Origin of the sequence: Serratia sp. OLAL2 (genome assembly GCF_002752475.1) — a bacterium.
Classification (GTDB): domain Bacteria; phylum Pseudomonadota; class Gammaproteobacteria; order Enterobacterales; family Enterobacteriaceae; genus Serratia; species Serratia bockelmannii.
This window is the reverse complement of sequence record NZ_MSTL01000021.1, coordinates 77,131-88,734: the sequence shown is the minus strand read 5'-3', so window position 1 is coordinate 88,734 and position 11,604 is coordinate 77,131. Positions and strand designations below refer to the sequence as shown.

At 60.9% G+C, this 11,604-nt stretch carries 12 protein-coding genes; 3 read left to right on the top strand and 9 right to left on the bottom strand.

Annotation, left to right across the window (positions count from 1 at the left end):
• Window positions 1-45: 45 nt before the first annotated feature.
• The 4 genes from BVU99_RS23655 to yegS form a co-directional block, all read right to left on the bottom strand.
• A complete protein-coding gene (locus tag BVU99_RS23655) occupies window positions 46-1,335 on the bottom strand; it encodes an MFS transporter (RefSeq protein WP_025303869.1) in 1,290 nt (429 codons plus the stop codon).
• Window positions 1,336-1,426: 91 nt separating this feature from the next.
• Complete coding sequence (locus BVU99_RS23650) at window positions 1,427-2,443, bottom strand: Zn-dependent oxidoreductase (RefSeq protein ID WP_161781783.1); 1,017 nt, start codon at window positions 2,441-2,443, stop codon at window positions 1,427-1,429.
• Window positions 2,444-2,448: 5 nt separating this feature from the next.
• Window positions 2,449-3,663 (bottom strand): D-mannonate dehydratase ManD, encoded by a 1,215-nt coding sequence (gene manD / locus BVU99_RS23645; protein WP_025303867.1) that lies wholly within the window; start codon window positions 3,661-3,663, stop codon window positions 2,449-2,451.
• Window positions 3,664-3,831: 168 nt separating this feature from the next.
• On the bottom strand, window positions 3,832-4,737 hold the full coding sequence (gene yegS / locus BVU99_RS23640) for a lipid kinase YegS (RefSeq protein ID WP_043137977.1): 906 nt from the start codon (window positions 4,735-4,737) through the stop codon (window positions 3,832-3,834).
• Between the two features lie 29 nt (window positions 4,738-4,766).
• Between yegS and BVU99_RS25050 the strand changes: the two genes are divergently transcribed.
• Window positions 4,767-4,988 (top strand): hypothetical protein, encoded by a 222-nt coding sequence (locus BVU99_RS25050; protein WP_141998673.1) that lies wholly within the window; start codon window positions 4,767-4,769, stop codon window positions 4,986-4,988.
• A gap of 216 nt (window positions 4,989-5,204) precedes the next feature.
• Here the strand turns inward: BVU99_RS25050 and yegQ are convergent, their stop codons facing one another.
• Together yegQ and BVU99_RS23630 are read right to left on the bottom strand one after the other, a co-directional pair.
• Entirely contained in the window at window positions 5,205-6,557 is a 1,353-nt protein-coding gene (yegQ, locus tag BVU99_RS23635; RefSeq protein WP_025303865.1) for a tRNA 5-hydroxyuridine modification protein YegQ, read from the bottom strand.
• Window positions 6,558-6,735: 178 nt separating this feature from the next.
• Window positions 6,736-7,074, bottom strand: a complete 339-nt coding sequence (locus BVU99_RS23630; protein ID WP_016926703.1) for a YegP family protein — start codon at window positions 7,072-7,074, stop codon at window positions 6,736-6,738.
• 337 nt (window positions 7,075-7,411) lie between these two features.
• Here BVU99_RS23630 and BVU99_RS23625 point away from each other — a divergent pair, with 337 nt between their 5' ends.
• Window positions 7,412-7,675, top strand: coding sequence for an AbrB/MazE/SpoVT family DNA-binding domain-containing protein (locus BVU99_RS23625; protein WP_049204860.1), 264 nt, complete (start codon window positions 7,412-7,414; stop codon window positions 7,673-7,675).
• A gap of 3 nt (window positions 7,676-7,678) precedes the next feature.
• On the top strand, window positions 7,679-8,068 hold the full coding sequence (locus tag BVU99_RS23620; protein ID WP_049204858.1) for a type II toxin-antitoxin system VapC family toxin: 390 nt from the start codon (window positions 7,679-7,681) through the stop codon (window positions 8,066-8,068).
• 7 nt (window positions 8,069-8,075) lie between these two features.
• Here BVU99_RS23620 and baeR read toward each other — a convergent pair whose 3' ends face one another.
• Genes baeR through BVU99_RS23605 form a run of 3 tightly spaced genes read right to left on the bottom strand, consistent with a single transcriptional unit; the run spans window position 8,076 to window position 11,601 of the window.
• Complete coding sequence (gene baeR, locus BVU99_RS23615) at window positions 8,076-8,792, bottom strand: two-component system response regulator BaeR (protein ID WP_004941568.1); 717 nt, start codon at window positions 8,790-8,792, stop codon at window positions 8,076-8,078.
• Window positions 8,792-10,174: a two-component system sensor histidine kinase BaeS gene (gene baeS, locus BVU99_RS23610; protein ID WP_049204856.1), complete on the bottom strand. Its 1,383-nt coding sequence runs from the start codon at window positions 10,172-10,174 to the stop codon at window positions 8,792-8,794. Before baeS ends, baeR begins: the two co-directional genes overlap by 1 nt.
• Window positions 10,171-11,601, bottom strand: coding sequence for an MFS transporter (locus BVU99_RS23605; RefSeq protein WP_049204855.1), 1,431 nt, complete (start codon window positions 11,599-11,601; stop codon window positions 10,171-10,173). Before BVU99_RS23605 ends, baeS begins: the two co-directional genes overlap by 4 nt.
• Window positions 11,602-11,604: the final 3 nt, after the last annotated feature.

Sequence of the window (11,604 nt, the reverse complement as noted above, 5' to 3'; positions counted from 1 at the left end):
GTCCCTGGAGAGGTAAGCAAAGGGGCGAAGCCGCCCCGTCTGGCGTTAGGGTTTTAAGATTTGCACGCCCGCCGTTGCGCGCGGCGCCTTGATCACCAGCAGCACCAGCAGCGCGCCCAGCGCGGCGACGCCGCCCGCCAGCATAAAGGCGCTGTCGAATTTGCCGGTGTTCTGCACGATGTAGCCGGTGACGATCGGCCCGATGATGCCGGAGACGCTGCCGATCAAATGAATGAACCCGCTGGCGCCGCCGACCCGGGATTTATGCACCACGTCCTGGATAATCGCCCAGTAGAGAGCGCCGGTAATGTAGAGGAAGAAGATCGACACCGACATCAGCATCACCGCCGGCACCACGCTGCTGACGGTGCCCGCCAACGCCACGCACACCGCTGCCGCCAGCAGGCTGGTGACCAGCACGATCTTGCGTGACAGCAGCAATTTGCCGGTGATGTTGAAGATCTTGTCGGAAATATAGCCCCCGAGCGCCAGCCCGACGAAGCCGACGATCCACGGGATCATCGTGGTCAGGCTCATCTCTTTGATGTTCAGGTTGTGCGCCTGCACCAGATACGAGGGGAACCAGCTCAGGAAGAAGAACAGAATGTAGTTGTAGCAGAAGAAGGCGAAGGCGGTGACCAGAATGATCGGCTGCTTCAGGTAGTAACCCAGCCCGTGAGCGGCGTCGCTCAGCGCGCTTTCCTCGCCGAGATTTTCCTGTTTCAACTGTGCGATCAGCGCCCGTTCTTCGTTGCTGACGCGTTGGCTTTTCGCCGGGTTATCCGCCACCACGAAGAACCACACCAGCATCCAGACGATGCCGATGGCGCAGATGATCATAAACGCCGGCCGCCAGCCGAACGCCAGCGCCAGATAGCCGACGATCGGCCCGGCCACCGCGCCGCCCAACGGTGAACCGGCGCTGAGCAGGCCCATAGCGGTCGCCGCCTGTTTCTTCGGGAACCAGCCGTTGATCATCTTGTTGGCCGAGGCGCAGATCGGCCCTTCGGCCATGCCGAACAGGACGCGCAGGATCAGCATTGAGTAAAAGCCGGTGGCGATCGCCGTCATGCCGCAGAAGATGGACCACAGGCCGACCGCCACGCCCAGCACCAGCGTCGGGCCGAAGCGGTCGACCGCCAGCCCGCCGACGAAGTTGAAGATGGCGTAGCCGAAGAAGAAGCTGCCGAAGATCAGGCCGAACTGTTCGGCGTTCAGCATCAGATCCTGTTCGATCATCGGCACGGTGATCGACAGCGCCACGCGATCGAGGTAGTTGATCATGTAGACCATGAACAGCAGGAACACGATGGTCCAACGCAGGTTTTTAAACATAAAGCACTCCACTGGGTGTCGTTTTAATCGTGATGCTTCGTTGTTTGCACGGGCGGCGGGTGCCGCCCCATGCCCCGATGCTGCCGTGACGTTACTCGAACTGCAGCAGTACCTTGCAGCAGGTGCGCTGATCCCGCTCGAACATCTGCATTGCCCGTTCGACGTCGCCGGCGGGCACGCAGTGGGTGAGTAGCCGCTGCGGGTCTAGCTTGCCGTCCGCCATCCAGGCGATCACCTGTGGGAAGCGCGCGCTGTTCAGGCGCGAGGAGAAGATCGACAGCTCCTTGCTGGTGATGCTCTGCTGGGTCAGGGTGCAAGCGTCGCCGGAAAAGCCCATGATGCCGATGCGCGCCGCCGGCGAAGCCAGCGCGATCGCCTCCGGCAAAATGGCGGGGTGGCAGGCGGCATCGACGATCAGCGTCGGCTGAACGTCGCGCTGCTGCAGCGCCTGCGGCAATGCGGCCTCGGCGTTGTTGAATACTTCGTCGGCACCGTTGGCGCGTGCCATGTCCAGCCGTTCGGCGATGCGATCGACGACCCACACCTGCTTGACGCCGTACACGCCTTTCAGCGTCTGGATCACCGTGAGCCCCATCGGCCCGGCGCCGTAGATCAGCGCGATGTCGTCGGGGCGTGGTTGCAGATGGGCGGTAATGTTGGCGGCGATAGTGAAGGGTTCGATCATCGCGGCGTGGCGATCGCTGATGGCGGCCGGAACCGGATAGGCGTTGCGTGCCGGCACGCAGGCGTAGTCGCTGAAGCCGCCGTCGCGGTGCACGCCGATCACCTGCAGCGAGGTGCAGACGTTGGGGCGGCCGACCGAACAGGGATAGCAGTGGCCGCAGCTCACCACCGGGTCTACCGAGACGCGTTCGCCGAGGCGCGCCGGATCGACGCCTTCGCCCAGCGCATCGATCAGGCCGAAGAACTCGTGGCCGATCACCCGCGGGTAGCGGGCGAACGGGTTATGGCCGTGATAGATATGGACGTCGGAGCCGCAGATGCCGGCGAATTTCACCTTGACCCGCACCTCGCCGGCCGCCGGCTGTGGCAGCGCGCGCGTCTGCAGCGCCAGGCGCCCGGGCTGTTCGATCACGACGCTGCGCATGGTGTTTACCAGTTCCATAAGGTGCCATCCTCCAGACGCGCGACCGGCAGGTAGGCCGGTTCATAGGGGTAACGGGCCGCCAGCTTCTCATCGAACTCGATGCCGATGCCCGGCTTGTCGCCCGGATGCATATAGCCGTCGTCGAACGTCCAGCTGTGCGGGAACACCTCGAGCATTTGCTCGGAATAGCCCATGTATTCCTGCACGCCGAAGTTTGGCACCCACAGATCGAAGTGCAGCGCCGCCGCCATGCAGATCGGCGACAGATCGGAAGGGCCGTGAGAACCGGTGCGCACCTGATACAGCGAGGCGAAGTCGGCGATGCGCCGCATGCCGGTAATGCCGCCCGCGTGCGTCAGGGTGGTGCGGATGTAGTCGATCAGCTGTTCTTCGATCAGCTGTTTGCAGTCCCAGATGCTGTTGAACACCTCGCCGACGGCGATCGGCGTGACGGTATGCTGGCGGATCAGGCGGAAACAGGCCTGATTTTCCGCCGGCGTCGGATCCTCCATCCAGAACAGGCGATACGGCTCGGCGCTTTTACCAAAGCGCGCCGCTTCAATTGGCGTCAGGCGGTGGTGCATGTCGTGCAGCAGGTGCTCGTTGAAGCCGAACCTGTTGCGCACCGCGTCGAACAGTTTGGGGGTGAAATCGAGGTATTTTTCCGTCGACCACAGCTGCTCTTCCGGCCAGTCACCCTTGGTGGCCGGCTCATAGGCCTGGCCTTTGCCCTTGGCCATGCCGTAGGTGGTTTTCATGCCGGGCACGCCGCATTGCACGCGGATCGCCTTGAAGCCTTGTTCTTTATGTTTGGCGTAGTCGTCGAGCACCTCGTCGATCGAGTGGCCGGTGGTATGGCAATACACCATCACTCCCGAACGTGAGGCGCCGCCCAACAGCTGATACAGCGGCATGTTGGCGGCCTTGGCCTTGATGTCCCACAGCGCCATGTCGACGGCGGAAATGGCGGACATGGTCACCGGGCCGCGCCGCCAGTAAGCGCCTTTGTAGAAGAATTGCCAGAGGTCTTCGATCCGCTGCGCGTCGCGGCCGATCAACTGCGGGCAGAGGTGATCTTTCAGGTAAGAGGCCACCGGCAATTCGCGCCCGTTCAGCGTGGCGTCACCGAGGCCGATGATGCCGTCATCGGTGGTGATTTTCAGCGTGACAAAGTTGCGCCCCGGGCAGGTGACGAACACCTCGGCGTTGACGATTTTCATAACCTTCACATCCTGTAGCTGCGGAGAGATAGCGCGAAAATACGTCATGAACTAACTACCATACAAGTATGAATTGATGGATTTGCCGGAGAGGATCACATTTGATCGCGAGTGGAAGCGGATGAACGGAGGGGAAGAAGTGGGGCGCAGCGGCTGCGCCCGACAAGGTCAGCCCAGCAGGGCGCAGTTAGGCGGCAGGCGGCATTCGATGGCCTGCGGCAACACTTCGATGCGGAAATGGCGGCCTTTGAGCGGTTCGCCGTCGAGGTTGAAGGTCATCTCATGCGGCGCGTCGATCTCGAGCCACGGCAGCGCCGCGCTGAGGATGCTGTTGCTCTCTTCGTCGTTGAACAGGGCGGCGACCAGTGCCGGCAGCAGTTCATCGGCGATCAGCAGGCGCAGCTGCAGCAGGCCGTCGTTGATCAGCGCGCTGGGGCACAGTTCCTGGCCGCCGCCGGCCTGCTTGCCGTTGCCGATGCCGATCACCAATGCTTCGCCGGCCCAGCGGAAGTCCGGCCCGCGGATTTCACAGCGGTCGGCCTGCAGCGTATCCATGCGCAGCAAGCCGTGCACGAAGTAGGACACGCCGCCCAAGGCCGCCTTCAACTTCTCCGGTGTCTCGGTGGTGATGCGGGTGCCGAAGCCGCCGGTGGCCATGTTGATGAAGTAGCGCTCGCCGTTGACCTTCGCCAGATCGATCGGCACCGAGCGGCCCTTGATCGCCAGCTGCAGGGCCAGTTCGGGGGATGGGGGGATATTGCACGCCATGGCGAAGTCGTTGGCGGTGCCGAGCGGCAGAATGCCCAGCGCCGGCCGGTTATGCGCCGGCAGCTGCACCAGCGCGGCGGCCACTTCGTTGATGGTGCCGTCACCGCCGCCGGCGACGACGGTGCCGACGCCGAGTTGTGCAGCTTCCGCGACGTAGCGCGCGGCGTCGCCGTGCTCCCAGGTCACGCGCACGTACAGCGTGATTTGCTCTTCGCGCAGCCGTGTGACCGCCTGACGCAGTTCTTCGTTGCCGGCGCCCTTGCCGTTGAGAATAAGCAGGGCGGCTGCATGTGAGTGTTGAGGCATTACCGATCTCCTCCGGCGGAAAACCAAGAATGCCTCAAGATAAACCAGCCTACGCCGCCAAGCCATCAGAATATTCAGCTAATTCCGGTTATTTCCTATTGTGCCGTGAATATGAAGACGATGCGAATTTATCTGAATTTAACCTGACAATAAGCGGAATTTTAATGGCGGCAGGATTAATCGCTATAGCGTTATTTATATATCGATGTGGCGTTATTATTTTTATTAAAATGGATAACGGGAAAACGTAATGGAAAATAGGCGCACCGGCGGCAATGGCGGACCCATAAAGAAAAAGCCAGCCCAAGGGAGATTGGGCCGGCTAAGGAGGTGGTTCCTAGTATTGCTATGCAAATATTTTCGTTGTTCGTTTTAAGCAGCGTGATAGTAACCAAGCTGCGGGCACATTGATGTGATCCAATTCTAATATTTGCTAAAAATCGCCGCCGAATGGCGACGATTGATTGTTAGGCGCCGGCGCTATTTTCTTCCGCCAAATTGCGGATCAGCAATGCATAATTGAGATCAATATCCTGCGGGATCGGCAAATAAACGATATGGCCGTTGCCCGGCGCGACCTCAATCGGCTCGCCTTTCTTATTTTGCATGCTTTCGAGGGTGAACAGCACGTTGCCGCCTGGCGTCATCATCTCGACGCTGTCGCCGAGTGAGAATTTATTCTTCACGTCGACTTCCGCCCAGCCTTCGCGGCGCACGCCGGTGAACTCGCCGACGAACTGCTGGCGCTCGGAGAGCGAAGAGCCGTATTCGTAATTCTGCTGCGCTTCGTGCACGTGGCGGCGCAGGAAGCCTTCGGTATAGCCGCGGTGCGCCAGGCCTTCCAGTGTGGTGAGCAGGGTCGGATCGAACGGTTTGCCGGCAACGGCGTCGTCGATGGCGCGGCGGTAGACCTGGGCGGTGCGGGCGCAGTAGTAGAAGGACTTGGTGCGCCCTTCGATCTTCAGCGAATGCACGCCGAGCTGCGTCAGACGCTCCACGTGCTGGATGGCGCGCAGATCCTTGGAGTTCATGATATAGGTGCCGTGTTCGTCTTCGAAGGCGCTCATATATTCACCTGGCTTTTGCGCTTCAGACAGCATGAACACCTTGTCGGTCGGCGCGCCGATGCCCAGCGTCGGCTCGACGGTCTGCACCGGGATCGGTTCGTGCAGGTGCACGATATTGCCGGTGTCGTCCTCTTTGCCTTCCTCCGCCTTGTACTGCCAGCGGCAGGCATTGGTGCAGGTACCCTGATTGGGATCGCGTTTGTTGATGTAGCCGGACAGCAGGCAGCGGCCGGAGTAGGCCATGCACAGCGCGCCGTGGACGAAGATCTCCAGCTCCATGTCCGGCACTTCGGCGCGGATCTCGGCAATCTCTTCCAGCGACAGTTCGCGCGACAGGATCACGCGGGTCAGGCCCATTTGCTTCCAGAACTTCACCGTCGCCCAGTTAACGGCATTGGCCTGCACCGACAGGTGGATGTCCATCTGCGGGAAGGCTTCGCGCACCATCATGATAAGGCCAGGATCGGACATGATCAGCGCATCCGGGCCCATATCGATAACCGGCTTCAGATCGCGCAAGAAGGTTTTCAGCTTGGCGTTGTGCGGGGCGATGTTCACCACCACGTAGAATTTTTTGCCCAGCGCATGCGCTTCGTTGATGCCCTGCGCCAGATTCTCGTGGTTGAACTCGTTGTTGCGTACCCGCAGGCTGTAGCGCGGCTGGCCGGCGTAAACCGCATCGGCGCCGTAGGCAAAGGCGTAACGCATGTTTTTCAGCGTTCCGGCCGGGGAGAGAAGTTCCGGTGTAAACATAGTGTGTCTCGGTCTGATTTCAGGTCAGCACCACGCCACCTGATGGCGCAGTAAAAGCGGGGGATTGTAGCCGCAGCGCGGCAAGAAATCAGCAGTTAACCGGATTTATTCAAGGGAGATTGATCCCGGTCAAACGGAAAACGCGCGGTGGCGGCCACCGCGCGGGCGAAACGGGGGATCAGGCGCTCAAATCGCGGATATCGGTGGTCGGGCCGTTTTTCGTCACCGACTGGATACCGTTTTTGGCCGCGCTTTCGGAGCTGTACATTTCGCTGACGCCGATCACCTGATGGTTCTTGGCCTTCAGCACAAAATAGGGCTGATTGCTGGCGCTGTGCTTCAGTTCGTACTGCGCTTCGTGCGGTGAATTGGTCTGCACCGAGGCGATGCCGTTCTCCGCCGAGGCTTTGCTGGCATACATCTCGCTGGCCAGAATAATTTCGCCGTTACTGGCTTTCAGGTTGAAGTGGTACTGTCCGTTCTTTGCTTTTTTCAGCTCGTAATGACCGATTGCCATGGTTCTTCTCCTGTAGGTTCCGATTCGTGATGTAAGTGTAGCCAATCGCTTGAAAATCGGCGGCTAAACCTCACAGCAGCTTAGTCGAAAAAATGCGCAGTTTTTTTGCGCCGGCGCGGAGTTTTCATTCGGTGAGCCCGGCGCCGCACGGGAAGCTAAGGAAAGGCGCGGTGATTGCGCAGTGCGCCGCATAATGACAATTACGTGGTTTCATCGAGCAGCATTGCGCGTTACCGTTTGCCCGCTACGTAAAGGTGAGTGAAAAGTGAGCGATAGATCTTGGCATCGACGCGCTGCAGGCATATGCTTTGGCCTATGCCTGCTGTGGAGTGTCGAGATGGAAAGAATCGCCAAGCTGTTTAAAAACGGTAGAAATCAGGCGGTGAGGTTACCGGTGGAATTTGAATTTGATACGGATCGTGTGTATATCCGTCGCGATCGGGAGGGAAACGTGATTTTATCCAAATATCCGGCAAAGCCGGACAGCTGGGCACCGCTGCTGAGCATTATCGCCCAAACGCCGGTGCCGCAAGAGTTTCTTGGCGCGGAAGATCGTCAGCAAGGGGTTGCAGAGCGAGATCCTTTCTCAGAGGAAGAGTAGGCGATGTACATGTTTGATACCAATACCGTCAGCCACCTGTTTCGGCAGCATCCGCAGGTGCTTAACGTCATGCAAAAGCTCCCGCCTTCTGCCGTATGTATTTCCAGCGTCACGGAGGCGGAACTGCTTTACGGTGTGGCCAAACGGCGGAACAAGGCGTTGCAAAGCATGGTCGAGGCCTTTCTTGCTGCGGTGACGGTCTATGCATGGGATCGCGAGGCCGCCCGCTGCTACGGTGAAATGCGGGCAAACATGGAGAGAAAGGGCAAAATCATGGGCGCGATGGATCAACTGATCGCCGCTCACGCGCAGAGCCGTGGCGCGACGCTGGTGACCAACGATCGCGCATTCGCCATGGTGCCCGGGTTGGCGGTTGAAGACTGGACGCGCTGATTTCCCTCTAAACCCCATTCATCAGCCGGCAGGGCTCGGCTTCCCAGCGGTAGCCCACACCGTATACCGAGCGAATAAAGGATTTTTCCCCGTCGATCAGTTCCAGCTTGCGGCGCAGGTTTTTGATGTGGCTGTCGATGGTGCGGTCGGTGACCACCCGGTAGTCGTCGTACAGGTTGTTCAGCAGCTGCTCGCGAGAAAACACGTTGCCTGGCTGGCTGGCCAGCGTTTTCAGCAGGCGGAACTCCGCCGGCGTCAGATCCAGCAACTGCCCCTGATAGCTGGCCTGGAAGCGCGGTTCATCGATGTGCAGCAGATCATCTTCCCGCGCGTTCTCCTGCGGCCGATAGCTGCGGCGCAGGATGGTTTTCACTCGCGCCACCACTTCACGCGGGCTGTAGGGTTTGCAGATGTAATCGTCGGCGCCGATCTCCAATCCCAACAGGCGGTCAATCTCTTCGATTTTCGCCGTCACCATCACGATGGGCACGTCGCTGAAGCGGCGCAGCTCGCGGCACACCGTCAGGCCGTCGGCCCCTGGCAACATCAGGTCGAGTAAGATCAGAGCCGGCGGATGCTGGTGCACGGTCGGCACCACTTCATTACCGTTGGTCAGCCAGCGGGTGGCATAGCCCGCCGCCTGCAGATAATCCACCAGCAACTGGCCCAGCTTGGGCTCATCTTCAACAATCATGATCTGCACGGGTTGATTCTGAATGTCCATCAGGGCGCCTTATTTTTTATCGGGGTAGCAAATTCTACTGTAATGCGCACGCCGCCTAAAGGCGAATGCTCGGCGCGGATTTTCCCGTCGTGCGCTTCCACGATGTTGTGGCAGATCGCCAACCCCAGCCCTGAGCCGCCGCTGGCGCGGTTGCGTGAACCTTCCGCCCGATAGAAGCGTTCGAAAATGCGCGTCAGTTGCTGATCGCTGATGCCCGGCGCGCTGTCCTGCCAGCAGAGGATCAGTCTCCCCGGCTGCAGCTCGGCGCCGATCTCCAGCCGGCCACCGACGTCGGTGTAACGCAGGCTGTTTTCCAACAGGTTATTGAACAGCTGGTTCAGGCGATCGGGATCGCCGAACAGCGGCGCCTGGGCCGGCAGATGGGTGACGATCTCCAGCCCTTTGGCGCGGAAGCGTTCGCGGAAGGCGGCGACGGCGATCTGCACCAGGTGCACGCAGTCCACTTGCGCCTTGCGATAGGCCAGCGCGCCGAGATCGGAGAGCGACAGCTGGTGCAGGTCGTCGACCAGTTTGGTCAAGGTGGATACCTCAGCCTGCAGCGAGCTGAGCGACGCCGGCGTCGGCTGGCGCACGCCGTCCTGCAGCGCCTCCAGCTCGCCGCGCAGCACCGCCAGCGGCGTGCGTAGCTCGTGCGACACGTCGGCCATAAAGGCGCGACGCATCTGCTCGTTTTTTTCCAGCGAGGTGGCCAACTGGTTGAAGTCGTGCGCCAGCCTGCCCAGTTCATCCTGGCTGCTGACCGCCACGCGGGTGGTGAAATCGCCCGCCGCCAGGCGGTGGGTGCCCGCCACCAGGCGCTTGACCGGGGCCAGCATGCCGCGCGACAGCAGCCAGGTCACCGCCGCTGCCAACAGGGTGGAGAGCGCGACGATAATCCAACTGGTGCGCCGCTGCTGGCGATCGAAGTTGATGTCCGTATTGCGCGTCAGGCGCTCGACCGGGGTGGTGAGCACCCAGCCGACGATCTCGTTGTTATAGCGGATTGGATGGCGCGGCCCCTCTTTCGGCAACGGGCCGGAATGCCCGACCAGCCGATTGAACTGGCTGTCCACCACCCAAAACTGGGTGCGCCAGCCCTTGGGCGGCAGATTGTGGCTGCTGTCGCTGTTCTGTTCGAACGAACGCATGATTTGGTAGACCACCTGATCGTTGTTGCGCAGGAATATCCAATTGCCATGATGGCTGTACTGTTCCTCCAGCGCTTCGCTCAGCATGTTGATGCGCTGCTCGTTGCTGCTCTTGATGTAATCGATAAAGCCGCGCTCAAAGCTGACGCGCACCCCCCAATGCATGGTGATCAACACCAGCATGCAGGTAGCGAAAATGGCCAGGAACAGCTTCCCGGTAATGCCTATCCTCATTGCAACCTCGTTGAGCCGGTACCCGGCTCTTTGGTCAGCGTGCGGTTGGGCGCGCTATCGGCCGGCACGCGCGCGAAGGCGAGCGCGGGCAGGGCGATAATCAACGCCATACAGCAGTAGCTGTAAATAAATGCGCTGTGAATGGCTGGGCTATCGGCCACCACCTGGTGATGGGCGAAGCTGCCGATCAAGATGCCGGCGACGCTGACGCCGAGGCTCATCGACAGCTGCATGACCATCGACAGCAGGCTGTTGCCGCTGCTGGCCAGCCGGTCCGGCAGATCTTTCAGCGTCAGGGTGTTCATCGCCGAGAAGCGCAGCGAGTTGACCATCCCCTGGAAGAACAGCACCACCGGCAGCAGCCACAGCCAGCCGAGCATCGCCGCCAGCAGGAAACTCAGGCTGACCAGCGCCAGCAGCAGCGTGGCGGCCACCAGCACGTTGCGGTAGCCGAAGCGGTTGACCACCTGCACCACGATGCGCTTCATGCCCATGCTGCCGATGATCATCGGGATCATCATCAGCCCGGCGTGGAACGGCGAGAAGCCCATGCCCACCTGCAGAAACAGCGGCGTCATGAACGGCAGCATGCCGCTGCCGATGCGCCCCAGCAGGCTGGCCAGCAGTCCGATCTTGTAAGTCGGGGTGCGCAGCAGCCGCAGCGAGAACAGGGCGCGGCTATTGCCGTAAGCATGCCAAACATACCCCAACAGCGCCGCCACGCCCAGCGCCACCAGGCCGGCGATGGCGCTGCCGGACAGCCCCATGCCTTTGTGGCCGTCGAGCGCCAGCGTCAGCGACGCCATGCCGATCGCCAGCAGGAGAAAGCCGCTGACGTCGAAGCGGCGGGTCTGCATTTGGTAGTTGGGCATCAGCAGCAGCGTGGCGATGGCGCCCACGATACCCACCGGAATATTGATCAGGAAAATCCAATGCCAGCTGGCGTATTGCACCAGGAAGCCACCCAGCGCCGGCCCCATCAGCGGGCCGATTTGGCCTGGCAGCGTTACGAAGGTCATCGCCGCCATGTACTGCTCGCGCGGCACGATTTTCATCACCGTCAGGCGGCCGACCGGCACCATCATCGCGCCGCCGACGCCCTGAAGCACGCGCGAGGCGATCAGTTCGTTCAGGGTTTCCGAGCGGGCGCAGAGGAGGGAGCCGAGGGTGAACAGCACGATGGCGCTGAAAAACACCCGCTGTACGCCGACCTTGTCCGCCAGCCAGCCGCTGGCCGGCAGCGTCACCGCCACCGTCAGCACATAGGAGACGATCACCGACTGCATGCGCAGCGGGTTCTCCCCCAGGCTGGCGGCCATCGAGGGCAGGGCGGTGTTGACGATAGTGGTATCCAGCGTCTGCATAAAGAAGCCGAATGCCACTATCCAGAGTTGCCAGCGTACTGTGGCGGTGTGTTTCATCAGCATCGG